The organism is Pseudomonas sp. NUPR-001, assembly GCF_052147955.1.
Lineage (GTDB): Bacteria > Pseudomonadota > Gammaproteobacteria > Pseudomonadales > Pseudomonadaceae > Aquipseudomonas.
On record NZ_CP197353.1, the window covers coordinates 1043525 to 1066908 of the forward strand.

A 23384-nucleotide genomic window follows, 5' to 3' on the forward strand; every position below is an offset into this window, starting at 1 on the left:
GTTAGGGTCAGACCATGTCGCACCAATCCGAATTGATCAGCGAGGATATCCTCGCCTACCTGGCCCAGCACGAACGTAAAGAACTGCTGCGCTTTTTGACCTGCGGTAACGTCGATGACGGTAAGAGCACCCTGATCGGGCGCCTGCTGCACGACTCGAAGATGATCTACGAAGACCATCTGGAAGCGATCACCCGCGATTCGAAGAAAGTCGGCACCACCGGTGACGATATCGACCTGGCGTTGCTGGTCGACGGCCTGCAGGCCGAGCGTGAGCAGGGCATCACCATCGATGTCGCCTACCGCTATTTCTCCACCGCCAAGCGCAAGTTCATCATTGCCGACACCCCGGGCCACGAGCAGTACACCCGCAACATGGCCACCGGTGCTTCCACCTGTGACCTGGCGATCATCCTTGTCGATGCCCGTTACGGCGTGCAGACGCAAACCCGCCGTCACAGCTACATCGCGTCCTTGCTGGGCATCAAGCACATCGTCGTGGCGGTGAACAAGATGGACCTCAAGGGCTTCGACCAAGGCGTGTTCGACAGCATCAAGGCCGACTACCTGCAGTTTGCCGAAGCCATCAACATGAACCCGAGCAGCCTGCACTTCGTGCCGATGTCGGCGCTCAAGGGTGACAACGTGGTCAACCGCAGCGAGCGTTCGCCGTGGTACACCGGCCCGGCCTTGATGGAAATTCTCGAAACCGTGGAAGTGGCGGCCGATCGCAACTTCACCGACCTGCGCTTCCCGGTGCAGTACGTGAACCGCCCGAACCTGAACTTCCGTGGCTTTGCCGGTACCCTGGCCAGCGGCGTGGTGCACAAGGGCGATGAAATCGTCGTGCTGCCGTCGGGCAAGAGCAGCCGGGTCAAATCCATCGTCACCTTCGAAGGTGAACTGGAGAACGCCGGCCCGGGCCAGGCCGTGACCTTGACCATGGAAGACGAGATCGACATCTCCCGTGGCGACCTGTTGGTGCATGCCGACAACGTGCCACCGGTGACCGATCAGTTCGATGCCATGCTCGTGTGGATGGCTGAAGAGCCGATGCTGCCGGGCAAGAAATACGACATCAAGCGCGCCACCAGCTATGTGCCGGGCTCGATTGCCAGCATCGCCCACAAGGTCGATGTGAATACCCTGGAGCAGGGTGCAGCCAGCGCGTTGCAGCTCAATGAAATCGGCAAGGTCAAGGTCAGCCTCGACGCGCCGATCGCGCTGGACGGCTATGACAGCAACCGCACCACCGGCGCCTTCATTGTCATCGACCGTTTGACCAACGGTACCGTGGGCGCGGGCATGATCATCGCGCCTCCGGTCGTGCCACACGGCACTGTCGGTCAGCACGGCAAGCTGGCACATGTGGCTACCGAAGAGCGCGCCCTGCGTTTCGGCCAGCAACCTGCCACTGTTCTGTTCAGCGGCCTGTCGGGCGCCGGTAAGAGCACCCTGGCGTATGCCGTGGAGCGCAAGCTGTTCGACATGGGCCGTGCGGTGTATGTGCTCGATGGCCAGAACCTGCGTCATGACCTGAACAAAGGTCTGCCACAGGACCGTGCCGGGCGTACCGAGAACTGGCGTCGTGCTGCGCATGTTGCGCGTCAGTTCAACGAAGCGGGCTTGCTGACCCTGGCGGCTTTCGTTGCTCCGGATGCTGAAGGTCGTGAACAGGCCAAGGCACTGATCGGCAAAGAACGCTTGCTTACCGTTTACGTCCAGGCTTCGCCAATGGCCTGCCGTGAGCGCGACCCGCAGGGTCTGTACGCAGCCGGTGGCGACAACATCCCGGGCGAAAGCTTCCCGTACGACGTGCCGCTGGATGCCGACCTGGTGGTCGACACCCAGAACGTCAGCCTGGAAGAGGGCGTCAAGCTGGTGCTGGAGCTGCTGCGTCAGCGTGGCGCAATCTAAATAGCGGCATCATCGCGGGGCAAGTCCGCTCCTACCGGTAGGAGCGGGCTTGCCCCGCGATGCGTTCAGATATGCTTCTCTGACACCGGAATCACCCGTTTCTCCTTCACCGCCTTGAACGAGAAACTCGAGTAAATCTCCTTCACCCCCGGCAACGTCTGCAACACCTCGCGGGCGAACTCGCCAAACGACTCAAGATCCCGCGCCAGGATTTCCAGCAGGAAGTCATAGCGCCCGGAGATGTTGTGACAGGCAACGATCTCTGGAATCTCCATCAAGCGCTGCTCGAAGGCCCGCGCCATCTCCTTGGAGTGCGAGTCCATCATGATGCTGACAAACGCCGTGACGCCAAAGCCCAGCGCCTTGGGCGAGAGAATCGCCTGGTAACCGGTGATATAGCCGCTGTCTTCCAGGAGTTTGACCCGTCGCCAGCACGGCGAGGTGGTCAGGGCGACGTTGTCGGCCAGTTCGGAAATAGTCAGTCGTGCATTGTCTTGCAGGGCGGCGAGCAAGGCGCGGTCGGTACGGTCGAGGGTGGCAGGCATGTTTTGCCCTCCGTGGCCTGAATTCATAGGTTTTTTGTTAATAACCACGCTGAGCGGTGGTTATATTTGGAAAAAAATCAGCACCTCAGTGGCATAAGCTTATAACAAACCACAAGAGGCTGTTGTCATGAGCGGCTCCACCAAGGATTCAGGTTTCGCGACCCGTGCCATTCACCACGGCTACGACCCACTGGCGAATCAAGGTTCGCTGGTCCCTCCGGTCTACCAGACCGCCACCTTCGCATTTCCCACGGTTGAATACGGAGCTGCCTGCTTTGCCGGCGAGCAGGGCGGGCATTTCTACACGCGAATTTCCAACCCCACCCTGGCCTTGCTGGAACAGCGCATGGCCTCGCTTGAAGGCGGGGAGGCCGGGTTGGCCCTGGCCTCGGGCATGGGCGCGATTACCGCGACGCTGTGGACCTTGCTGCGGCCGGGTGATGAGGTGTTGGTCGGGCGCACTTTGTACGGTTGCACCTTCGCCTTTCTGCACCACGGCATCGGTGAGTTCGGGGTCAAGGTTCGCCATGTCGACATGACCGACCTGCAGGCACTTGAGGCGGCGATCAGCGGGCAAACCAAGGTGATCTACTTCGAAACACCGGCCAACCCGAACATGCAGATGGCCGATATTGCGGCGGTGGCGACTATTGCCCGCAGCCGGGGCATCACGGTGGTGGTCGATAACACCTACTGCACGCCCTACCTGCAGCGGCCGCTGGAACTGGGCGCTGACCTGGTTGTGCATTCGGCGACCAAGTACCTCAGCGGGCATGGCGATATCACTGCGGGCCTGGTGATCGGACGCAAGGCACTGGTTGACCGGATTCGCCTCGAAGGCCTGAAGGACATGACCGGCGCGGTGATGTCTCCACAGGATGCTGCTTTGCTCATGCGTGGCATGAAGACCCTGACCTTGCGCATGGAGCGTCACTGCAGCAACGCCCAAACCATCGCTGAATATCTGCAGCAACACCCGGCGGTGGAGCTGATCAACTACCCCGGCCTGCCCGGTTTCCCTCAATACCAACTGGCCCGGCAGCAGATGCGCTTGCCTGGTGGCATGATCGCCTTTGAGCTTAAAGGCGGGATCAGCGCCGGGCGCCGCTTCATGAACGCCCTGCAATTGTTCAGCCGCGCCGTCAGTCTCGGTGATGCCGAGTCGCTGGCCCAGCATCCGGCGAGCATGACCCATTCCAGCTACACCCCCGAAGAGCGTGCCCAGTACGGCATCTCTGAAGGGCTGGTGCGCTTGTCGGTCGGGCTTGAGGATATTGAGGATCTGTTGGCTGATATCGAGCAGGCCCTGAAGGCCTGTGCCTGAACCCGTCACGGATGAGGTCCAATGCAATGGTGGCAATGATGAGCCTTGTGTCAGGTGATGGTATGCCGCGTGGCCTGGGTGATGATCCACAGGCCGACAGCGACCCGGGCGAAACGGCTGAGTGGCTGGATGCGCTCGATTCGACCCTGCAGCACTGTGGCCCTGAACGCGCGCGATTCCTCCTCGAACAGCTCCAAGCGCATGCCCGTGAACTGGGCCTGGAGCGTGGCGCGCCGGCCTACTCGGCGTACCGCAATACCATTGCGGTGGAGCAGCAGGGCGCCTATCCGGGGGACCTGGAGCTTGAAGAACGGATCACCAGCCTGTTGCGCTGGAACGCCCTGGCCATGGTGGTACGCGCCAATCATGCCTATGGTGACCTGGGTGGGCATATCGCCAGTTACGCCTCGGCTGCGGAAATTTTCGAAGTCGGTTTCCAGCACTTTTTTCGCGGTGAGTCCGCTGCCGGGCAGCGCAATGCCGATCTGGTGTTTTTCCAGCCGCATTCGGCACCTGGCATTTATGCCCGGGCATTCCTTGAGGGGCGCCTGAGTGAAGCGCAACTGGCCAGTTACCGCCAGGAAGTCGCGGGTAATGGCCTGTGCTCTTATCCACACCCTTGGCTGATGCCCGACTTCTGGCAGTTTCCGACCGGCTCCATGGGCATTGGCCCGCTCAATGCGATCTATCAGGCGCGGTTCATGCGCTATCTGAAGCACCGCCAGTTGCTGGACACCGACGGGCGCCATGTCTGGGGTGTGTTTGGCGATGGCGAGATGGATGAGCCTGAGTCGATTGCCGGCCTGACCCTGGCAGCACGGGAGCAACTGGATAACCTCACCTTTGTGGTCAACTGCAACCTGCAGCGTCTGGACGGCCCGGTACGGGGTAACGGCCAGATCATTCAGGAGCTCGAAGCCCTGTTCAGCGGCGCAGGCTGGAACGTGATCAAGGTGCTCTGGGGTTCGGAGTGGGACGCACTGTTCGCCCGGGATCATGAGCATGTGCTGCTACGTCAGTTGGCGGCGACCCCGGATGGCCAGTTCCAGAACCTCGGCGCCAAGGATGGTGCCTACAACCTTGAGCATTTTTTCAATCAGCACCCGGCGCTGCAGAAGCTGGTTGAGCACATGAGCTCCGCCGAGATCAACGCGCTCAAGCGTGGTGGCCACGACTTTCGCAAGCTGTACGCCGCGTTTGCCGCGGCCAAGGCCTGCAAGGGTCGCCCCAGCGTGATTCTGGCCAAGACCAAGAAAGGTTACGGCATGAGCGCTGCGGGTGAGTCGCGGATGACCGCGCACCAGGCCAAGAAGCTGGATGTCGAGGCCTTGCTGGCCTTCCGTGACCGCTTCCACCTGCCGCTCAGTGATGCTCAGGTGGAACAGTTGCAGTTCTATCGCCCGGCCGAAGACAGCGCCGAACTGCGGTACTTGCGTGAACGGCGCGCGGCGCTCGGCGGCCCGTTGCCCGCCAGGCGCAGCGAGGTACGCCCGGTGCCGGTACCGGCGCTGGAGGTGATGGGGGGCTTTGCCTTGCAGGCTGACGGCAAGGAGATGTCGACCACCATGGCCGCGGTGCGCATGCTTAGCGCCTGGCTCAAGGCTCCGGAGCTGGGGCCGCGCGTGGTGCCAATCGTAGCCGATGAGGCACGCACCTTCGGCATGGCCAGCCTGTTCCGGCAGATCGGCATCTATTCGCCGCAGGGGCAGTGCTATGAGCCCGAGGATGCCGGTTCTCTGCTGTCCTACAAGGAAGCCCGTGACGGTCAGTTGCTGGAGGAGGGTATTACCGAAGCCGGGGCTATTTCGTCGTGGGTGGCTGCGGCCACCTCCTATGCGGTGCACGGCGAGCCGATGTTGCCGGTGTACATCTACTACTCGATGTTCGGCTTCCAGCGCGTTGGCGACCTGATCTGGGCTGCCGCAGACCAACGTGCCCGCGGCTTGCTGCTGGGCGCAACGGCAGGCCGTACTACCCTCGGTGGAGAAGGGCTGCAGCATCAGGACGGCTCGAGCCTGGTGATGGCCGCAATGGTGCCCAACTGCCGGGCCTGGGATCCGTGCTTCGCGGGCGAGCTAGCGGTGATTCTGGAACACGCGGCAAGGCGCATGCTCAGCGAGCAGTGCGACGAGTTTCATTACGTGGCGGTAATGAACGAAAACTATCCACAACCCTCCCTGCCTGCGCAGGTGCATCAAGAGGTTTTGCGCGGCATGTACCGTTACGTTGAACAACGCGTTGCAGCTGCCAGAGGGCGCGTGCGTTTGTTGGGTTCTGGCGCGATTTTGCGTGAAGTCATTGCTGCCAGTGAACTGTTGGCGAGCGAATGGCAGATCGACAGTGAAGTGTTCAGCGTCACCAGCTTCAGCGAACTGGCACGTGAGGCGCGGGATATCCAGCGCGCTGATCGCCTGGGTCCGGATACCGGGGCAATCAGTCATGTGCAGCGCTGTCTGGGCGGCAGTGATCCGGTGATCGCCGCCAGCGACTATGTGCGTGCCTGGCCACAGTTGATTGCCGAGTATGTGCGGGCGCCCTATGTCACCTTGGGCACTGATGGGTTTGGCCGCAGTGACACCCGTCAGCAGCTGCGACGCTTCTTCGAGGTTGATCGCTTCAGTATTGTGTTGGCCAGTTTGCACAGCCTGGTGCAGCAAGGGGCAATGGAGCGTTGGGTGCTGGATCAGGCGTTGGCGCGTTATGGTCACAGCGCAACGACTGCCCCTTGGTACAGCTAACCGCAGGTAGGAGCGGGCTTGCCCCGCGAAGCGATTTGGCTGGCAAACCGCAATCGCGGGGCAAGCCCGCTCCCACAAAGTTTAAGACAGCCTTGCAATAAAAAGCCCCGCCGATTGGCGGGGCTTTTTGTCAGTTACGCTTGAGCCCGTAGTGCTCATCCAGCATGCCCGGTGCGTTCGGCGCTTTCGGCGCGTAGTCACGCGGTACTTCGGCATCCTTGGGTGGGGTCAGGCGGTCACGCGGAGCCTGGGTGGCTTCCGAGTGCAGCGAGGCCAGCAGGCGCTGGCGGGTCAGTTCGTCCAGGGCCAGGCGGTTGGCGCCATCGGCCAGGTGGTCCTGAACTTCCTGGTAACTTTGGGTCAGCTTCTTGACCAGCGCAGCCGTACTGTTGAAGTGAGTAACCACCTCGTTCTGGTAGCTGTCGAAGCGTTCCTGGATATCATCCAGCTGACGCTGAGTGCTGCTCGGCGCGGCATTGGGCAGCAAGCGGGCGACCAGGAAACCAACGACAACGCCCACGACGAGGGCCAGGGTCGGCAACAACCAAACTAAGAGCGAGAGTTCCACGAGTCCTTCCTCTATAAACGGCTTTGCTTTACGTTAACGGCTCGGACCTGCGCTGTATACCGCGAACGATCGCAAATATCTCAGACAGAATCATTCAGCTAGACGAGTCGACCCTTTCCGAGGTCACGGAGTTTACCTTTGCTTATCCGCGAAACCCCAGTAATGATCGATGGCCCGGTCGGCCAATTGGAAGCCTTGTACCTCGATGTTGCCGAGCCGCGTGGCCTGGTGCTGCTGTGCCACCCCAACCCGGTGCAGGGGGGGACCATGACCAATAAAGTGGTGTCGATGCTGCAGCGCACCGCTCGTGATGCCGGTTACATTACCTTGCGATTCAACTACCGTGGCGTTGGCGCCAGTGCTGGCAGCCATGACATGGGCAGCGGCGAGGTAGACGATGCCCAGGCAGTGGCGGCCTGGCTGCTCGCTAAATATCCGGATTTGCCGCTGACCCTGATGGGCTTTTCCTTCGGTGGCTTTGTTGCGGGAAGCTTGGGCGGGCGCCTGGAGGCTGCGGGCCAGCCGCTCAAGCAGCTGTTCATGGTGGCGCCGGCGGTGATGCGTTTGCAGGATCACGATGCCCTGCCATTGAACTGCGCCCTGAGCGTTATCCAGCCGGAAACCGACGAAGTGATCGATCCACAGCTCGTCTACGCCTGGTCTGACGCACTCACACGCCCCCATGAGCTGCTGAAAGTGGCAGAATGCGGACACTTTTTCCACGGCAAGCTCACCGACCTCAAAGCGCTGGTGCTGCCACGCCTTTCGAATTGATTGAAGTCTGATAAGCGATTACCCATGACTACGCGCATCCTTACCGGTATCACCACCACGGGCACGCCTCACCTGGGCAACTACGCCGGTGCCATTCGCCCGGCGATCCTCGCCAGCCGTGAGCCAGGCGTCGACTCGTTCTACTTCCTGGCCGACTACCACGCCCTGATCAAATGCGATGACCCGCAGCGCATCCAGCGCTCGCGTCTGGAAATCGCCGCGACCTGGCTGGCCGGTGGCCTGGACCCGGAACGGGTAACCTTTTATCGCCAGTCCGACATCCCGGAAATTCCTGAACTGACCTGGTTGCTGACCTGCGTCGCCGCCAAGGGCCTGCTCAACCGTGCGCATGCCTACAAGGCCTCGGTGGACAAGAACCTGGAGAACGGCGAAGACCCGGATGCCGGCGTCAGCATGGGCCTGTACAGCTATCCGGTGCTGATGGCTGCCGACATCCTGATGTTCAACGCCAACAAGGTGCCGGTCGGTCGCGACCAGATCCAGCACGTGGAAATGGCCCGTGACATCGGCCAGCGCTTCAACCATCTGTTCGGCCAGGGCAAGGAATTCTTTGCCATGCCGGAAGCGTTGATCGAAGAAAGCGTGGCGACCCTGCCGGGCCTTGATGGCCGCAAAATGTCCAAGAGCTATGACAACACTATCCCGTTGTTCACCAGCGCCAAGGACATGAAAGACGCGATCTCGCGCATCGTCACCGACTCGCGTGCCCCTGGTGAAGCCAAAGACCCGGACAATTCGCACCTGTTCACCCTGTTCCAGGCCTTTGCCACTACGGCACAAGCCGAGGAGTTCCGTAGCGAACTGCTGCAGGGCCTGGGTTGGGGCGAGGCCAAGCAGCGCCTGTTCCAACTGCTCGACGGTCAACTGAGCGAGCCGCGCGAGCGCTACCACCAACTGATCAGCCGTCCGGGCGATCTGGAAGACATCTTGCTGGCGGGCGCTGCAAAAGCTCGCAAAGTGGCCACGCCGTTCCTTGAGCAACTGCGTGAAGCGGTCGGCCTGCGTTCGTTCCGTGCCATCGATCAGGGTGCTGCCCAGGTCAAGAAGAAGGCTGCCAAGGCCGCGCGTTTTGTCAGCTTCCGCGAAGACGACGGCAGCTTCCGTTTCCGTCTGCTGGCGGCCGATGGCGAACAGTTGCTGCTGTCGCGCAACTTTGCCGATGGCAAGACTGCCGGTGCGGTGAGCAAGCAGTTGCAGCAGGGCGGTGAGCTGGACGTACGTACCGAAGGCCTGGGTTTCAGCCTGTGGCTGGAAGGTGAATGTGTTGCCGAGGGGCCGCAGCTGGCCGATGAAGCGGCACGTGACAACGCCATCGACAGCCTGCGCGCAGCCTTGCAACCACAGCAGGACTAAACGGCCAGACGCAAGTCTGATTGCCATTATCCGGGGCCGTCGCTACAGTGACGGCCCGCTTTTGTTACCTTGCTAACGAATTATGACGCCCCTAGAACGATATCAAGCAGATCTGAAACGTCCCGAATTCTTCCATGACGCGGCGCAGGAAACAGCGGTGCGTCATCTGCAGCGCCTGTACGACGATCTGATCGCGGCGCAGAACAACAAGCCCGGGGTATTCGGCAAGTTGTTCGGCAAGAAGGATCAGGCGCCGGTCAAGGGCTTGTACTTCTGGGGTGGGGTAGGCCGCGGCAAGACCTACCTGGTCGATACTTTCTTCGAAGCGCTGCCGTTCAAGCAGAAAATGCGCACGCACTTCCACCGCTTCATGAAGCGGGTGCACGACGAAATGAAGACCCTCAAGGGTGAAAAGAACCCCCTGACGGTCATCGCCAAGCGTTTTTCCGATGAAGCACGGGTGATCTGCTTCGACGAATTCTTCGTTTCCGACATCACCGACGCGATGATCCTTGGCACCCTGATGGAAGAGCTGTTCAAGAACGGCGTAACCCTGGTGGCGACCTCGAACATCGTGCCTGATGGTTTGTACAAAGACGGTTTGCAGCGCGCCCGCTTCCTGCCAGCGATCGCCCTGATCAAACAGAACACTGATATCGTTAACGTCGACAGCGGCGTTGACTACCGCCTGCGCCATCTGGAACAAGCCGAGTTGTTCCACTTCCCGCTGGACGAGGCCGCACACGAAAGCCTGCGCAAAAGCTTCCGCGCCCTGACTCCGGAGTGCACCCAGGCGGTCGAAAACGACGTGCTGATCGTCGAGAACCGTGAAATCCGTGCCCTGCGTACCTGTGATGATGTCGCCTGGTTCGATTTCCGCGAACTGTGCGATGGCCCGCGCAGCCAGAACGACTACATCGAGTTGGGCAAGATCTTCCATGCAGTGTTGCTCAGCGACGTTGAGCAGATGGGTGTGGCCACTGATGACATCGCGCGGCGTTTCATCAACATGGTCGACGAATTCTATGACCGTAACGTCAAGCTGATCATCTCGGCTGAAGTTGAACTCAAAGACCTGTACACCGGCGGTCGCCTGACCTTCGAATTCCAGCGTACCCTCAGCCGCTTGCTGGAAATGCAGTCCCACGAATTCCTCGCGCGGGCGCACAAGCCCTGATTCATCGCGGGGCAAGCCCGCTCCCACCGGTGGGAGCGGGCTTGCCCCGCGATAAATTCCTCAAGCCTCCTGCATGAACTGCTGCCGATACTGATTCGGCGACAGCTCGGTGTGCTGCCTGAACAGCCGCGCAAAGAAGCTGGCATCGTCATAGCCCACTTCATAGCTGATGGTCTTGATGCTCTTGCGCGTGCCTGACAACAAGCCCTTGGCCGTTTCGATCCGCAGCCGCTGCAGATAGTGCAGGGGTTTGTCGCCCGTCGCGGTCTGGAAGCGACGCATGAAGTTGCGGATGCTCATGCCGTGATTGCGGGCGACGTCTTCGAAGCGGAACTTGTCGGCAAAGTGTTCTTCGAGCCACTGCTGGATTTGCAGGATGATCAGGTCCTGGTGCAGTTTCTGGCCGCCAAAGCCCATGCGTCCCGGGGTGTAGTTGCGCTGGACTTCGTAGAGGATGTCACGGGCAACCGCCTGGGCCACATTGGCGCCGCAGAAACGTTCGATCAGGTAAATGTACAGGTCGCAGGCTGAGGTGGTACCGCCGGCGCAGTAGAGGTTATTGGCGTCGGTCAGGTGCTTGTCCTGGTTCAGGATGACCTTGGGGAAGCGTTCGCTGAACTGGTTGAAGAAGCGCCAGTAGGTCGTTGCTTCCTTGCCGTCGAGCAAGCCCGATTCGGCCAGCCAGAACACGCCACTGGCCTCGCCACAGAGCACCGCGCCGCGCGCGTGTTGTTCGCGCAGCCAGGGCAGTACTTGAGGGTAGCGCTGGCAGAGCGCGTCGAAATCGTCCCAGAAGGCCGGCAGGATGATCACATCGGCGTCTTCCAGGCCGCTGTCCACCGGCAGCACGACGTCGCTGAAACTGCGCACAGGCTGCCCGTCGGGGCTGACCAGGCGAGTCTCGAATATCGGCTTTAACCCCACGCCCAGCTGCTTGGCATAGCGCAGGCTGGCGAGGTGGAAGAAGTCCTTGGCCTGCGTCACTGTGAAGGCAAAGACGTTATCGATGGCCAGTATGCTGACGCGCCGCAAGGACGCAGAGGGTTGGGTAAACATCATTTTCGTTGTTCTTATAGGGGAGAGTGGTCAATCACCGGCTGGATCGTCTTATTTTTTGGCTGTTGTGTCTACCCTGGGTTGTTGGCGGCAACTCACTCAGCGGTGGGAGCGGGCTTGCCCCGCGAGGCAATGTGACTGACACGCCCAGATCGCGGGGCAAGCCCGCTCCCACCGATTGTTAAGGCGCGGGGTTGGGCTGATCCTGATGAATGGCCTCGATGCCCGCCAGCAGCTCGTCAGACAGCTTGAGGCTGAAGCTCGCCAGGTTGCTGTCCAGTTGCTCCAGGCTGGTCGCGCCGATGATGTTGCTGGTCACGAAGGGCTGCCGGGTGACAAAAGCCAGGGCCATTTGCGCCGGGTCCAGGCCGTGCTCGCGCGCCAGTTGCACGTAGCGGCTGCAGGCCGCGACGGTCTGCGGGTTGGAGTAGCGCGAGAAGCGGCTGAACAAGGTTAGGCGGCCCTTCGCTGGCCGCGCGCCGTTCTCGTATTTGCCCGAGAGCATGCCGAACGCCAGGGGTGAGTAGGCCAGCAGCCCGCATTGTTCGCGGATAGCGATTTCCGCCAGGCCCACTTCGAAACTGCGGTTGAGCAGGTTGTATGGGTTCTGGATCGAGACTGCGCGGCTCCAGCCACGGCTCTCGGCCAGTTGCAGGAACTTCATGGTGCCCCACGGGGTTTCGTTGGACAGGCCGATATGGCGGATCTTGCCCGCTTTCACCTGTTCGTCGAGTACTTCCAGGGTTTCTTCCAGCGGGGTGAAGTGGTCGTTTGGCAGGTGCTGGTAGCCGAGCTTGCCGAAGAAGTTGGTGCTGCGCTCAGGCCAGTGCAGTTGGTAGAGGTCGATCCAGTCGGTCTGCAGGCGTTTGAGGCTGGCGTCGAGGGCGGCAACGATGTGCTGGCGGTTGTGCTTGAGCTGGCCATCGCGGATGTGGTTGATGCCATTGCCAGGGCCGGCTACCTTGCTGGCCAGGATCCAGTCGGCACGATCACCGCTGCGTTTGAACCAGTTGCCGATGATGCGCTCGGTCGCGGCATAGGTTTCCGGGCGGGGCGGCACCGGGTACATCTCGGCGGTGTCGATAAAATTGATGCCTGCGGCTTTGGCGCGGGCGATCTGGCTGAAGGCCTCAGCCTCTTCATTCTGCTCGCCCCAGGTCATGGTGCCCAGGCACAGTGCGCTGACATTGAGGTCGGTACGGCCCAGCTGGCGGTAGTCCATCGGCGTCTCCCTGGCAAAAGAAGCATAAAAGCAGGTTGAATTTTTTTTCGCAATCTGGATAATTCGGCCCCTCTCCGTGTGTGGGAGTGATGCCCCCCACATAGAAGAACCCTGCCGAATATTGGACGCGCTGACCCGAGCCCCCGATAGCGTCCGTGTGCGGCTGTGTCCTTGTATTGTCAAGGTACGCACTATCCAGTAAGATCTGCCGTCTTATTTTCGCTGGGCGGCCCCTGAGGCTATAAAGAATGAAAACTTTTACTGCTAAACCGGAAACAGTAAAGCGCGACTGGTTCGTAGTTGACGCCGCTGGTCAGACCCTGGGTCGTCTGGCTACCGAAATCGCTAGCCGTCTGCGTGGCAAGCACAAGCCAGAGTACACTCCTCACGTTGACACCGGCGACTACATCGTCGTCATCAACGCCGAGCAGATCCGTGTGACTGGTGCCAAAACTTCGGACAAGATGTACTACTCCCACTCCGGCTTCCCGGGCGGTATCAAGGAAATCAACTTCGAGAAGTTGATCGCCAAGGCCCCTGAGCGCGTGATCGAGACCGCGGTTAAAGGCATGCTGCCTAAGAACCCACTGGGTCGCGACATGTACCGTAAGCTGAAAGTCTATGCGGGCGCTACTCACCCTCATACTGCTCAGCAGCCCCAAGAACTGAAGATTTAACGGAATAGTTCATTATGTCGGCGACTCAAAATTACGGCACTGGCCGTCGCAAGACCGCAACCGCTCGCGTTTTCCTGCGTCCAGGTACCGGTAACATCTCCATCAACAACCGTTCTCTGGACGTGTTCTTCGGTCGTGAAACCGCGCGCATGGTAGTTCGCCAGCCGCTGGAACTGACCGAGACCACCGAAAAGTTCGACATCTACGTCACCGTTATCGGTGGTGGTGTCAGCGGCCAGGCCGGTGCAATCCGTCACGGTATCACCCGTGCACTGATGGACTACGACGAGACTCTGCGTGGCGCTCTGCGTCGTGCTGGTTACGTTACCCGTGACGCTCGTGAAGTTGAGCGTAAGAAAGTGGGTCTGCGTAAAGCGCGTAAGCGTCCTCAGTACTCCAAGCGTTAATTTCGCTTCGGCGTTCAAAAAAAGCCCGGTTCCTGGTGGAACCGGGCTTTTTTTATGTCTTGAATAAGTATGTTGGTCTTTACTGTGACAACTTGCCGCATAGACGCAAGTCAAGAGCTACAAGGGATTGCGGCTTGGTCGCGGGCTAATCACCTTGTCAGAGAAGGGTCTTTTCATTACCATGCGGCAAATTTTTAGCAGTTCAGAAATTACTTAGTAGATGCCTGTTGTAACAGGCCATAAAGCTGATGGGAGAGGACTGAATGAGCAATGACGGCGTCAATGCAGGCCGGCGTCGCTTCCTCGTAGCAGCCACATCCGTGGTGGGTGCTGCAGGAGCGGTGGGGGCTGCGGTCCCGTTCGTGGGGTCATGGTTCCCCAGTGCCAAGGCGAAAGCCGCAGGTGCACCGGTGAAGGTCAATATTGCCAAGGTGGAGCCAGGTCAGCAGATGATTGCTGAATGGCGTGGCCAGCCGGTCTTCATCGTCCGTCGCACCGAAGAGATTCTTGGCAACCTCAAGAAGATCACCGGTGACCTCTCCGACCCTGAATCCAAGGCATCGGTTCAACCGACGTACGTCAACCCGGAAAACCGTGCGATCAAGCCGGAAATCCTGGTACTGGTCGGTTTGTGCACCCACCTGGGCTGCTCGCCAACCTTCCGTCCTGAAGTCGCCCCGGTCGACCTGGGTCCCAAGTGGGTCGGCGGTTACTTCTGCCCATGCCACGGCTCCCACTACGACCTGGCGGGTCGCGTCTACAAGGCCCAGCCGGCGCCGCTCAATCTGCCAGTGCCGCCGCACTCTTATGAGTCGGACGACATCATTGTCGTTGGCGTCGATCAGGAGAACGCGTGATGAGTAAGTTCATGGATTGGGTTGACGCCCGCTTCCCCGCGACCAAGATGTGGGAAGACCACCTCAGCAAGTATTACGCACCGAAGAACTTCAACTTCTTCTACTTTTTCGGCTCCCTGGCACTGCTGGTGCTGGTTAACCAGATCGTCACCGGCGTCTGGCTGACCATGAGCTTCACGCCGTCGGCCGAAGAGGCATTCGCCTCGGTCGAATACATCATGCGTGACGTCGAATACGGCTGGATTCTGCGCTACCTGCACTCCACCGGCGCCTCGGCGTTCTTCATTGTCGTTTACCTGCACATGTTCCGCGGCCTGCTGTACGGCTCGTACCAGAAGCCTCGCGAACTGGTCTGGGTGTTCGGCATGCTGATCTACCTGGCGCTGATGGCGGAAGCCTTCATGGGTTACCTGCTGCCGTGGGGCCAGATGTCCTACTGGGGTGCCCAGGTGATCATCTCGCTGTTCGGTGCGATTCCGGTAATCGGCGATGACCTGACCCAGTGGATCCGTGGTGACTACCTGATTTCCGGCATCACCCTGAACCGCTTCTTCGCCCTGCACGTTGTGGCCCTGCCGATCGTGATTCTCGGTCTGGTGGTGCTGCACATCCTGGCGCTGCACGAAGTGGGTTCGAACAACCCTGATGGCGTCGACATCAAGAAGCTTAAAGACGAAAACGGTGTGCCGCTCGATGGCATTGCCTTCCACCCGTACTACACCGTTAAGGACATCGTCGGCGTCGTCGTGTTCCTCTTCGTGTTCTGCGCAGTGGTGTTCTTCTTCCCGGAAATGGGTGGTTACTTCCTGGAAAAACCGAACTTCGAGCAGGCTAACGCCTTCAAGACTCCTGAGCACATTGCACCGGTCTGGTACTTCACGCCGTTCTACGCGATCCTGCGGGCCGTTCCCGACAAGCTCCTGGGTGTCATCGCCATGGGCGCTGCGATTGCCGTGCTGTTCGTCCTGCCGTGGCTCGACCGCAGTCCGGTCAAGTCGATGCGCTACAAAGGCTGGATGAGCAAGATCTGGCTGCTGGTGTTCTGCATTTCGTTCGTGATCCTGGGTGTGCTGGGCGTACTGGCGCCAACCCCGGGCCGTACATTGCTGTCGCAGGTATGCACCTTCCTGTATTTCGCCTACTTCATTCTGATGCCGTTCTACACCAGGCTTGAGAAGACCAAACCGGTTCCGGAAAGGGTGACTGGCTGATGAAAAAGCTATTTGCAGTAATGATCCTGGCATTGATGCCAACACTGAGCTTTGCCGCCTCCGAGCACGGTCCGGTCCTCGACAAGGTCGATATCGACCTCGCCGACAAGGCTGCCATGCAAGATGGGGCGCGCACCTTCGCCAACTATTGCATGGGCTGCCACAGCGCCAAGTTCCAGCGTTACGAGCGGGTTGCCGATGACCTGGGTATTCCTCACGAGCTGATGCTCGAGAAGCTGGTATTCACCGGCGCCAAAATTGGCGACCACATGAAGATCGGCATGCAGCCGCAAGACGCCAAAACCTGGTTCGGTGCGGCACCGCCAGACCTGACCCTGGTTGCGCGTGTTCGTGGTACCGACTGGCTGTACACCTACCTGCGCAGCTTCTATGAAGACAAGTCGCGTCCGTACGGGGTGAACAACAAGGTTTTCCCGAACGTCGGTATGCCTAACGTGCTGGTTGGCCTGCAAGGTAACCAGGTTATCGGGTGCAAGCAGATTCAGACGGTTGTCGATGGCAAGAAGCAATTCGACCCGCTGACCGGTTCGCCGTTGACCCATGAAGCGTGCGACCAGCTGACCGTGGAGCCGAAATCCGGTACCCTGACCGAAGAGCAGTTCGACGAGAAGGTCAAGAACCTGGTGACCTTCCTGGCCTACTCGGCCAACCCGGTCAAACTGGAAAGTCAGCGCATCGGCACCTACGTGCTGCTGTACCTGGCCTTCTTCTTCATATTCGCCTACTTGCTCAAGCGCGAATACTGGAAGGACGTGCACTGATCACGCAGTAGTTTCTGGTAGTTGAACGCGCCCTGGGGTGCCTCCGGATATCGGAGGTGCCCGCAGGGCGCGTTTGCATTTGTAGCTTCTATAATTTCATCTGCGAGGAGGACCACTATGGGCGTGACCAACCGGTTAGCCTGCTACTCCGACCCCGCTGACCATTATTCTCATCGGGTGCGCATCGTTCTCGCCGAGAAGGGTGTCAGCTGCGAGATCATCAATGTCGATCCTGGTCGTCTGCCGCCCAAACTGGTCGAAGTGAACCCCTATGGTGGCGTACCGACCCTGGTCGATCGCGATCTGGCGTTGTATGAGTCGACGGTGGTGATGGAATACCTCGACGAGCGTTATCCGCACCCGCCATTGTTGCCGGTCTATCCGGTGGCACGGGCCAACAGTCGCTTGCTGATGCACCGTATCCAGCGCGACTGGTGTGCGCTGGTTGATCTGATTCTCGACCCGCGGACCAAGGACGCCGCCCGTGCTCAGGCGCGCAAAGAGCTGCGCGAAAGCCTGACCGGGGTGTCACCGCTGTTTGCTGACAAGCCTTGTTTCCTCAGTGAGGAGCAAAGTCTGGTCGATTGTTGTCTACTGCCCATACTCTGGCGTCTGCCGGTGTTGGGAATTGAACTGCCGCGGCCGGCCAAGCCGTTGCTCGATTACATGGAGCGACAGTTTGCCCGCGAAGCTTTCCAGGCAAGCCTGTCCGCTGCTGAACGTGAAATGCGCTAGGTTTTAAGGAGCTGTCGATGAACTCCAGTCGCCCCTATTTGGTACGTGCACTCTATGAGTGGATCGTCGATAACGACTGCACCCCCCACATACTGGTCAATGCCGAGTACCCGGCGGTACAGGTGCCTCAGGGCTTTGCCAGTGATGGTCAGATTGTCCTGAATATCTCGCCCAGTGCAGTGCGTCATCTGCACATGGATAACGACGCGGTGAGCTTTGAGGGTCGCTTTGGTGGCGTTGCTCATACCCTGTTTGTGCCAGCCGGAGCGATTCTTGGTATTTATGCCCGGGAAAACGGTCAGGGCATGGTCTTTGAGCTTGAGCCGCCGCTGCTGGAAGACGATGAGTACGAAGAAGACGAGGGCGTTGAGCCGGACGATGATGGTCCGCCAGCGGGTGGGCAGCCGCCGCGTCCAAGCGGGCGTCCTAGCCTGAAGGTTGTGAAGTAACCCAACTGTCTTGCACCACCGGTGGGAGCGGCGGTGCGGCGACCCGACTTGCCCCGCGATTGCGGTCTGACCGTCGCACCATAATCGGGGGCAAGCCCGCTCCCACAGGATAAAAAAAGGCGATCCATCTGGATCGCCTTTTTTTTGTCCGGCCTGATTACAGGTCGGTGATGGTGCGAACCTGGTCTTTGTTGACGCGGGTTACTTTGCCATCGAGTTGTTCGAACTCGTAGAAGCCGGAGCTGCGCTCGTAGTGAGGTGCGTCGATTGCCTGGAACTCGCGGCCGTCGTTGAGGGTAATCAGGCTGGGGGTGGAGCAGCCGGCCAGGGTGGCGAAAGCGCCGATCAGAAGGGTCGACAACAGGCCGTTTTTCATGGGTACTTCCTTGGCTATGAATGATCGCGGGGCAAGCCCGCTCCTACAGGTGGGAGTGGGCTTGCCCCGCGAAGGGTGGATTAATCAATGTACTCGAACAGCTTGACGATCTTCTGTACGCCCGACACGCCCTGCACCAGGCTGGTGGCGCGGGCCGCTTCCTGTTGGGTCAGCAGGCCGAGCATGTAGACGATGCCGTTCTCGGTGATCACCTTGATCCGCGAGCCGGGGATGTTGGCATCGGTGAGCATCTGGGTCTTGATCTTGGTGGTCAGCCAGGCGTCGTTGTTGCGCGCCAGGATCGAGGAGGGCGGCAGTACCTGCAGCTCGTTGTGCACCTTCTTCACTCGCTGAACCTGGCCTGCGGCTTGTTCGGCCAGGCTTTTCAGGTCGGCGCGTGGGGTTTGTCCGGCGAGCAGGACGATGCCATTGAAGCTGCTGACAACGATGTGCGAGTTCTTGTCCAGGTCAGGGCTGGCCTTGGCAACGTTGACCGAAACCTTGGTTTCGATCAGCGAGTCATCGATTTTGCTGCCGAAGGTGCGGGTGCCCCGGTCATCTTCAATCGGCGTGTCGCGGGTGGCGGTAAGGACCGAGCTGCAGCCGGTCAGGCTCAGGCACAGGGTCAGGGCCATCAGGCCGATGTGCTTAGGGGTCATTCTTCACTCCCGAACAATTGGCTGTCGATCAGATCGCAAAGGCAGTGGATCGCCAGCAGGTGGACTTCCTGGATACGTGCGGTGACGTTGGCCGGTACGCGAATCTCGACGTCTTCTGGCAGCAGCAGCGAAGCCATGCCGCCGCCGTCGCGTCCGGTCAAAGCTACGACAATCATTTCGCGATCATGTGCGGCCTGGATCGCTTGAATGATGTTTGCCGAGTTACCGCTGGTCGAAATTGCCAGTAGCACGTCACCGGGCTGGCCCAGGGCGCGGATCTGCTTGGAAAAAATTTCGTTGTAGCTGTAGTCGTTGGCAATCGAGGTAATGGTCGAACTGTCGGTGGTCAGGGCGATGGCTGGCAAGCTTGGGCGCTCGCGCTCAAAGCGGTTGAGCAGTTCGGAGGAGAAGTGCTGGGCGTCGCCGGCCGAGCCGCCGTTGCCGCAGGCAAGCATTTTGCCCTCGTTGAGCAGCGCATTGACCATGACCTGACTGGCTTGCTCGATGTGGGGTGCAAGGACTTCCATCGCCTGTTGCTTGGTGTTGATGCTGGCCTGAAAAAGCTGGCGAATTCGGGATTGCATGTCCATCAGTGAGACCTTAAGTAGGGCGGCTGGCCGGGCGTGTCGGGAGTGTACAGAAAAGGTCCCGGCACATGACTGTGCAGCCCGCGAAGCAAAGAGCAAAAAAGGTTATAGGGGTAAACGTGCAGGGTCTGGGCGGGCTCAGCATTCAAAAGCGTTTTTCAGCCATTGGAGCGCTTGGCCCGAGTGGCCTCTGCCTTGCACGGCGATTACATCGAAACGGCAGGGGTGGGTGGCCCAGCGTGTTTCCTTGTGCAGAAAAGATTCGGCGGCGAGCACCAGTCTGTTCTGCTTGCGCCCGTCGATACTGCCGAGCGCACCGCCAAAGTTCGCATGCAACCGATAGCGAACTTCGACGAATACTACTGTATCGCTGTCGAGCATGACCAGATCAAGCTCACCACCTTTGCATCGCCAGTTCTGCGCCAGCAGGTTCAGGCCTTGCCCTTGAAGGTACTCAAGGGCGTGCCGTTCGGCGGCCTGGCCGGCGTGCTGGCGCGAACTGTCGGGCATCAGCGCGGGGTATCAGGCAGACGCTTGATTTGCCCGCCAGAGAACTCTGCCCAAGGCAGCTGGCGCTCGATACGCTGGTTAGGGTTCATGCTCAGGCTGCCGGAGAAGCCTTCGATGCGGTTGTCTGGCAGAGCCTTGAGCTGCCCCAGGCGTGGCGCCAGGCTGTAGGCATCGATACCCATGGCATACAGGCGGCCGAGGCTGCCAGCGGCTTGTGGCCACTGGCTGACGACCTGCTGGCGCAGGTTGTTGGTGGTGTCAAGCAGCCACGGGGTTTCGCAGAAGCGAATGCCGTTCATGTCGTTGTACTGGTTGACGTCACCGCTGGCGCTGTACAGGTGCGAGGTGGCGTAGACCGGAACGTCACCCGCGTACTGGAAGTTCAGGGTCGGCTTGATCTGCTGGCCTTGCTGCGGTGTGGCGGCGAGGAAGATGAAGTCGATGTCCTGGCGGCGCGATGGCTGGGCCGAGACGCTGCCGCCTACGGCGTCTTGCAGGCTCTTGGCGCGGCCTTCGCTTTGGCGCAGCTGGAACAGGTCGGCGATCTGCTGGGCCAGTGCTACGGGCTGGTCGATATGTTCAGCGGCGAGCAGGGTGCCGCCGCGGGCTTCCCAATCCTGGCGGAAGGCCTTGAGCACGCGATCGCCCCATTCGCCACGCGGAACCAGGGCAACGGCGCGGACCATGCCATCGGCGTGGGCGCGGCGCGACACTTCGCGGGCTTCGTCTTCGGCGGCGAGACCGAACTGGAACAGTTGCGCCGGGCCTTTCTGGCCAGCGTCGCTGTAGTTCAGGGCCAGGGTGGTGATGGGCAGTTGCGGGCGAGCGGCAAGCTGCTTGACCAGTGGTTTTTCCAGCGGGCCGACGACCAGCTGGGCGCCAGCGGCCTGGGCCTGGCGGTAGAAGTCATCCAGGGACGTCAGGCGTGAGCTGTCGAATACTTCGATGGCCGGTGGTTTCTGTCCGGCTTGCTGGGCCTGGAAGTGCGCGGCCATGAAGCCATCGCGCAGGGCGCGGGCAACACCGGCCAGTTGGCCTTCCTGTGGCAGCAGCAGGGCAATCTTGGTCAGCGGTTGGCTGGCCATTTCCTTGAGCTTGACCAGCGGCAACGGCAATTGCAGTGCAGCAGGATGCTCAGGGTGTTGGCTGCGCCAGGTATCAATGGCGGCTTGCTGCTGCTCCAGGGTGCCGGCGCTTTTTACCGCCAGGGCCAGGCTGGCCCAGCCGGCCAGTGGCTCGCTGCCGGCGCTGGCGCTTTGCAGTTGTTCGGCAGGCAGGGCGGCGACCAGGTTCCAGATGGCGTCCTGGTTGGCGCTGGCGGCGTTGCCGGTCAGCAGCGGTGCCAGGTCTACGCGGGTCTGGGCGGCGGCCAGGGTCTGGCCATTGGCCTCTTGTACGTTGGCCAGGACGCTGCGGGTGCGTCGTTGCTGATCTTCGGGCAGCTCACCCAGGCGCGCCAGGCTTGGATGGCTCAGGGCGGTCAGGGCGGCTTTGGGTTGATTGCGGCTCATGGCCAGTTCAGCGCTCAGCGTGCTGGCGAAGATCTGTTGGGCCGGCTTGAGCTGATCGACCGGTACCTGCTCGAGGATTCGCGCTGAGCGCACATTGTCCTTTTGCTGATACGCCAGGTCGGCGGCGCTCAGGCGCAGCAACGCGGCGTCTTCCGGGGTCTTGCTGGTGTTGGCCTGTTCAAGCAGTTGCTCGATGCTGGCGTCCGGGGTGCGCGGCAGTTCGCCGAGGCTCGACGAGGGCGAGCTGGCGCAGGCTGCCAGCAAGGCGGCGAGGCAAAGGGCTGTGAACAGCCGCAGGCAAGCGATCATGTAAAGGTCCTGTTACTCGATCAAATTAACGGGCAATTGTACCCAAGCACTGGCCGGGGCGCGATGTTGCTGGTGTTAATCCTTCAATATAGGTGGTGCAAAGCAGTCTGCAGGCGGTCCAGGTTACGCATTGTTGCCGTCAGTCGGGCTACAATGGCGCTTTGTTCAAATGACAGGTGTGTGCTGTGACTGATGTTCCAGGGGCTTCCCATTCCACTGCCGGCACGCTTTACGTGGTGGCCACGCCGATCGGCAACCTGGATGACATGAGTGCGCGGGCACTGAAAGTGCTCAGTGATGTGGCGCTGATCGCCGCTGAAGACACCCGTCACTCCGTGCGTTTGCTGCAACATTTCGGGATCAATACGCCGCTGGCGGCCTGCCACGAGCACAACGAGCGGGATGAGGGCAGCCGCTTTCTCACGCGTTTGCTGGCGGGTGACAACGTGGCGCTGATCTCCGATGCCGGCACCCCCCTGATTTCTGACCCGGGCTACCACCTGGTGCGCCAGGCGCGGGCTGCCGGCATTGCCGTGGTGCCCGTGCCAGGGGCCTGCGCCTTGATCGCGGCACTGTCGGCGGCGGGGCTGCCATCGGATCGTTTCATCTTCGAAGGCTTCCTGCCTGCCAAGGCGGTCGGCCGCCGGGCGCGTCTGGAGCAAGTAAGGGAAGATCCGCGTACCTTGATTTTCTACGAGGCGCCGCACCGGATTCTTGAATGCCTGCAGGACATGGAGACAGTGTTCGGCCCCGAGCGCCCGGCATTGCTGGCGCGCGAGCTGACGAAAACCTTCGAAACCCTCAAGGGCTTGCCGTTGGCAGAATTGCGCGCGTTCGTTGAAGCAGACAGCAACCAGCAGCGTGGTGAGTGCGTGGTGTTGGTCGCTGGTTGGACTGCACCGGAAGATGAGCAGGCGGTCAGCAGCGAAGCGATGCGCGTGCTTGATCTGCTGTTGGCCGAGATGCCGCTCAAGCGCGCGGCGGCTTTGGCGGCGGAAATCACCGGCGTGCGCAAGAATGTGCTGTATCAGGTGGCCTTGGAAAAACAGAAAGACAAATAGTGGCTTTGTACTACTATTGGTTTTATCGCTTGTTCTTGGGCCTCCGTACCGTTAACCTTTGCGGCGGAGAGTCGATCGGACAGTCGCTGCCTTCTTTTGTTCCGCAAAAGAGGGGGGAGGAAAGTCCGGGCTCCATAGGGCAGAGTGCCAGGTAACACCTGGGGGGCGTGAGCCTACGGAAAGTGCCACAGAAAATAACCGCCTAAGCACTTCGGTGCCGGTAAGGGTGAAAAGGTGCGGTAAGAGCGCACCGCACGACTGGCAACAGTTCGTGGCTAGGTAAACCCCACTCGGAGCAAGACCAAATAGGGTTCCATATGGCGCGGCCCGCGTTGGAACCGGGTAGGTTGCTAAAGGCGTCCAGTGATGGCCGTCGTAGAGGAATGACTGTCCTCGACAGAACCCGGCTTACAGATCGACTCTCCGCTTTTCCCTCTCCTGCTTGAATCGATAGCAGATGCGCCTTCGTAATATCGAAAAAATCTTACTCTTAATAAATCACTTTAACTTCGGGCTCTATTTGTCTGAATGAGTTTGATTTTTTTTGTAAGAAATCTCC

General features: G+C 60.2%; 23 protein-coding genes and 1 other RNA gene. 15 read left to right on the top strand and 9 right to left on the bottom strand.

The window, feature by feature from the left end; translation table 11 throughout:
- The first annotated feature begins 14 nt into the window (after positions 1 to 14).
- Positions 15 to 1916, top strand: a complete 1902-nt coding sequence (gene cysN / locus ACP6KB_RS04885) for a sulfate adenylyltransferase subunit CysN (protein WP_442112304.1) — start codon at positions 15 to 17, stop codon at positions 1914 to 1916.
- Positions 1917 to 1981: 65 nt separating this feature from the next.
- Here the strand turns inward: cysN and ACP6KB_RS04890 are convergent, their stop codons facing one another.
- Positions 1982 to 2461: an Lrp/AsnC family transcriptional regulator gene (locus tag ACP6KB_RS04890; RefSeq protein WP_442112305.1), complete on the bottom strand. Its 480-nt coding sequence runs from the start codon at positions 2459 to 2461 to the stop codon at positions 1982 to 1984.
- A 127-nt stretch (positions 2462 to 2588) separates the two neighbouring features.
- On the opposite strand from ACP6KB_RS04890, the gene ACP6KB_RS04895 reads away from it, so the two are divergent.
- Complete coding sequence (locus tag ACP6KB_RS04895; protein ID WP_442112306.1) at positions 2589 to 3785, top strand: methionine gamma-lyase; 1197 nt, start codon at positions 2589 to 2591, stop codon at positions 3783 to 3785.
- A 62-nt stretch (positions 3786 to 3847) separates the two neighbouring features.
- Positions 3848 to 6523, top strand: a complete 2676-nt coding sequence (mdeB, locus tag ACP6KB_RS04900; protein WP_442112307.1) for an alpha-ketoglutarate dehydrogenase — start codon at positions 3848 to 3850, stop codon at positions 6521 to 6523.
- 130 nt (positions 6524 to 6653) lie between these two features.
- Here the strand turns inward: mdeB and ACP6KB_RS04905 are convergent, their stop codons facing one another.
- Positions 6654 to 7091 (bottom strand): YhcB family protein, encoded by a 438-nt coding sequence (locus ACP6KB_RS04905; RefSeq protein ID WP_442112308.1) that lies wholly within the window; start codon positions 7089 to 7091, stop codon positions 6654 to 6656.
- A gap of 138 nt (positions 7092 to 7229) precedes the next feature.
- Between ACP6KB_RS04905 and ACP6KB_RS04910 the strand changes: the two genes are divergently transcribed.
- The 3 genes from ACP6KB_RS04910 to zapE all read left to right on the top strand — a co-directional run bounded on the left by ACP6KB_RS04910 (position 7230) and on the right by zapE (position 10416).
- Positions 7230 to 7865, top strand: a complete 636-nt coding sequence (locus ACP6KB_RS04910) for an alpha/beta hydrolase (RefSeq protein WP_442112309.1) — start codon at positions 7230 to 7232, stop codon at positions 7863 to 7865.
- A 24-nt stretch (positions 7866 to 7889) separates the two neighbouring features.
- Positions 7890 to 9239, top strand: a complete 1350-nt coding sequence (locus ACP6KB_RS04915) for a tryptophan--tRNA ligase (protein WP_442112310.1) — start codon at positions 7890 to 7892, stop codon at positions 9237 to 9239.
- Positions 9240 to 9321: 82 nt separating this feature from the next.
- Complete coding sequence (zapE, locus tag ACP6KB_RS04920; RefSeq protein WP_442112311.1) at positions 9322 to 10416, top strand: cell division protein ZapE; 1095 nt, start codon at positions 9322 to 9324, stop codon at positions 10414 to 10416.
- Between the two features lie 60 nt (positions 10417 to 10476).
- Here the strand turns inward: zapE and ACP6KB_RS04925 are convergent, their stop codons facing one another.
- Both ACP6KB_RS04925 and ACP6KB_RS04930 read right to left on the bottom strand, forming a co-directional pair.
- Positions 10477 to 11472, bottom strand: a complete 996-nt coding sequence (locus ACP6KB_RS04925; RefSeq protein ID WP_442114256.1) for a GlxA family transcriptional regulator — start codon at positions 11470 to 11472, stop codon at positions 10477 to 10479.
- A 181-nt stretch (positions 11473 to 11653) separates the two neighbouring features.
- Entirely contained in the window at positions 11654 to 12694 is a 1041-nt protein-coding gene (locus ACP6KB_RS04930; protein ID WP_442112312.1) for an NADP(H)-dependent aldo-keto reductase, read from the bottom strand.
- Positions 12695 to 12942: 248 nt separating this feature from the next.
- Between ACP6KB_RS04930 and rplM the strand changes: the two genes are divergently transcribed.
- The 7 genes from rplM (at position 12943) to ACP6KB_RS04965 (ending at position 17812) form a co-directional block, all read left to right on the top strand.
- Positions 12943 to 13371 (top strand): 50S ribosomal protein L13, encoded by a 429-nt coding sequence (rplM, locus tag ACP6KB_RS04935; protein WP_038607182.1) that lies wholly within the window; start codon positions 12943 to 12945, stop codon positions 13369 to 13371.
- A 14-nt stretch (positions 13372 to 13385) separates the two neighbouring features.
- Positions 13386 to 13778 (top strand): 30S ribosomal protein S9, encoded by a 393-nt coding sequence (gene rpsI / locus ACP6KB_RS04940; RefSeq protein WP_036996798.1) that lies wholly within the window; start codon positions 13386 to 13388, stop codon positions 13776 to 13778.
- 263 nt (positions 13779 to 14041) lie between these two features.
- Complete coding sequence (gene petA / locus ACP6KB_RS04945; RefSeq protein WP_133209521.1) at positions 14042 to 14635, top strand: ubiquinol-cytochrome c reductase iron-sulfur subunit; 594 nt, start codon at positions 14042 to 14044, stop codon at positions 14633 to 14635.
- Positions 14635 to 15846 carry a cytochrome b gene (locus ACP6KB_RS04950; RefSeq protein WP_133209523.1) on the top strand — a complete coding sequence of 404 codons (1212 nt, stop codon included), beginning with the start codon at positions 14635 to 14637 and terminating at the stop codon, positions 15844 to 15846. The genes petA and ACP6KB_RS04950 overlap by 1 nt, the downstream gene beginning before the upstream one ends.
- Positions 15846 to 16628 (top strand): cytochrome c1, encoded by a 783-nt coding sequence (locus tag ACP6KB_RS04955; protein ID WP_442112313.1) that lies wholly within the window; start codon positions 15846 to 15848, stop codon positions 16626 to 16628. The genes ACP6KB_RS04950 and ACP6KB_RS04955 overlap by 1 nt, the downstream gene beginning before the upstream one ends.
- Before the next feature lie 117 nt (positions 16629 to 16745).
- Positions 16746 to 17363 carry a glutathione S-transferase N-terminal domain-containing protein gene (locus ACP6KB_RS04960; protein WP_442112314.1) on the top strand — a complete coding sequence of 206 codons (618 nt, stop codon included), beginning with the start codon at positions 16746 to 16748 and terminating at the stop codon, positions 17361 to 17363.
- 17 nt (positions 17364 to 17380) lie between these two features.
- The gene (locus tag ACP6KB_RS04965) at positions 17381 to 17812 is read left to right on the top strand and encodes a ClpXP protease specificity-enhancing factor (RefSeq protein WP_442112315.1); all 432 of its coding nucleotides are present in this window, start codon (positions 17381 to 17383) and stop codon (positions 17810 to 17812) included.
- A gap of 157 nt (positions 17813 to 17969) precedes the next feature.
- Here ACP6KB_RS04965 and ACP6KB_RS04970 read toward each other — a convergent pair whose 3' ends face one another.
- From ACP6KB_RS04970 to ACP6KB_RS04990, 5 genes are all read right to left on the bottom strand, one after another.
- A complete protein-coding gene (locus ACP6KB_RS04970; RefSeq protein ID WP_442112316.1) occupies positions 17970 to 18188 on the bottom strand; it encodes a YgdI/YgdR family lipoprotein in 219 nt (72 codons plus the stop codon).
- An 80-nt stretch (positions 18189 to 18268) separates the two neighbouring features.
- Positions 18269 to 18847 (bottom strand): BON domain-containing protein, encoded by a 579-nt coding sequence (locus tag ACP6KB_RS04975; RefSeq protein WP_442112317.1) that lies wholly within the window; start codon positions 18845 to 18847, stop codon positions 18269 to 18271.
- Positions 18844 to 19437 (bottom strand): phosphoheptose isomerase, encoded by a 594-nt coding sequence (locus tag ACP6KB_RS04980; RefSeq protein ID WP_026001179.1) that lies wholly within the window; start codon positions 19435 to 19437, stop codon positions 18844 to 18846. Before ACP6KB_RS04980 ends, ACP6KB_RS04975 begins: the two co-directional genes overlap by 4 nt.
- A gap of 135 nt (positions 19438 to 19572) precedes the next feature.
- On the bottom strand, positions 19573 to 19944 hold the full coding sequence (locus tag ACP6KB_RS04985; protein ID WP_442112318.1) for a YraN family protein: 372 nt from the start codon (positions 19942 to 19944) through the stop codon (positions 19573 to 19575).
- On the bottom strand, positions 19944 to 21764 hold the full coding sequence (locus ACP6KB_RS04990; RefSeq protein ID WP_442112319.1) for a penicillin-binding protein activator: 1821 nt from the start codon (positions 21762 to 21764) through the stop codon (positions 19944 to 19946). The genes ACP6KB_RS04985 and ACP6KB_RS04990 overlap by 1 nt, the downstream gene beginning before the upstream one ends.
- Before the next feature lie 185 nt (positions 21765 to 21949).
- Here ACP6KB_RS04990 and rsmI point away from each other — a divergent pair, with 185 nt between their 5' ends.
- Complete coding sequence (gene rsmI / locus ACP6KB_RS04995; RefSeq protein ID WP_442112320.1) at positions 21950 to 22825, top strand: 16S rRNA (cytidine(1402)-2'-O)-methyltransferase; 876 nt, start codon at positions 21950 to 21952, stop codon at positions 22823 to 22825.
- A gap of 67 nt (positions 22826 to 22892) precedes the next feature.
- An RNA gene (gene rnpB, locus ACP6KB_RS05000) (RNase P RNA component class A) lies at positions 22893 to 23252 on the top strand.
- The last annotated feature ends 132 nt before the right edge of the window (positions 23253 to 23384 follow it).

Excerpts from the sequence above, each read along its gene's own strand:
- zapE (WP_442112311.1), top strand. The coding sequence starts at position 9,322 with ATGACGCCCCTAGAACGATATCAAGCAGATCTGAAACGTCCCGAATTC.
- rpsI (WP_036996798.1), top strand. The coding sequence starts at position 13,386 with ATGTCGGCGACTCAAAATTACGGCACTGGCCGTCGCAAGACCGCAACC.
- ACP6KB_RS04980 (WP_026001179.1), bottom strand. The coding sequence starts at position 19,437 with ATGGACATGCAATCCCGAATTCGCCAGCTTTTTCAGGCCAGCATCAAC.
- ACP6KB_RS04890 (WP_442112305.1), bottom strand. The coding sequence starts at position 2,461 with ATGCCTGCCACCCTCGACCGTACCGACCGCGCCTTGCTCGCCGCCCTG.
- ACP6KB_RS04990 (WP_442112319.1), bottom strand. The coding sequence starts at position 21,764 with ATGATCGCTTGCCTGCGGCTGTTCACAGCCCTTTGCCTCGCCGCCTTG.
- mdeB (WP_442112307.1), top strand. The coding sequence starts at position 3,848 with ATGCCGCGTGGCCTGGGTGATGATCCACAGGCCGACAGCGACCCGGGC.
- ACP6KB_RS04975 (WP_442112317.1), bottom strand. The coding sequence starts at position 18,847 with ATGACCCCTAAGCACATCGGCCTGATGGCCCTGACCCTGTGCCTGAGC.
- cysN (WP_442112304.1), top strand. The coding sequence starts at position 15 with ATGTCGCACCAATCCGAATTGATCAGCGAGGATATCCTCGCCTACCTG.
- ACP6KB_RS04925 (WP_442114256.1), bottom strand. The coding sequence starts at position 11,472 with ATGTTTACCCAACCCTCTGCGTCCTTGCGGCGCGTCAGCATACTGGCC.
- rplM (WP_038607182.1), top strand. The coding sequence starts at position 12,943 with ATGAAAACTTTTACTGCTAAACCGGAAACAGTAAAGCGCGACTGGTTC.
- petA (WP_133209521.1), top strand. The coding sequence starts at position 14,042 with ATGAGCAATGACGGCGTCAATGCAGGCCGGCGTCGCTTCCTCGTAGCA.
- ACP6KB_RS04985 (WP_442112318.1), bottom strand. The coding sequence starts at position 19,944 with ATGCCCGACAGTTCGCGCCAGCACGCCGGCCAGGCCGCCGAACGGCAC.
- ACP6KB_RS04955 (WP_442112313.1), top strand. The coding sequence starts at position 15,846 with ATGAAAAAGCTATTTGCAGTAATGATCCTGGCATTGATGCCAACACTG.
- ACP6KB_RS04970 (WP_442112316.1), bottom strand. The coding sequence starts at position 18,188 with ATGAAAAACGGCCTGTTGTCGACCCTTCTGATCGGCGCTTTCGCCACC.
- ACP6KB_RS04930 (WP_442112312.1), bottom strand. The coding sequence starts at position 12,694 with ATGGACTACCGCCAGCTGGGCCGTACCGACCTCAATGTCAGCGCACTG.
- ACP6KB_RS04915 (WP_442112310.1), top strand. The coding sequence starts at position 7,890 with ATGACTACGCGCATCCTTACCGGTATCACCACCACGGGCACGCCTCAC.
- ACP6KB_RS04895 (WP_442112306.1), top strand. The coding sequence starts at position 2,589 with ATGAGCGGCTCCACCAAGGATTCAGGTTTCGCGACCCGTGCCATTCAC.
- ACP6KB_RS04960 (WP_442112314.1), top strand. The coding sequence starts at position 16,746 with ATGGGCGTGACCAACCGGTTAGCCTGCTACTCCGACCCCGCTGACCAT.
- ACP6KB_RS04965 (WP_442112315.1), top strand. The coding sequence starts at position 17,381 with ATGAACTCCAGTCGCCCCTATTTGGTACGTGCACTCTATGAGTGGATC.
- ACP6KB_RS04950 (WP_133209523.1), top strand. The coding sequence starts at position 14,635 with ATGAGTAAGTTCATGGATTGGGTTGACGCCCGCTTCCCCGCGACCAAG.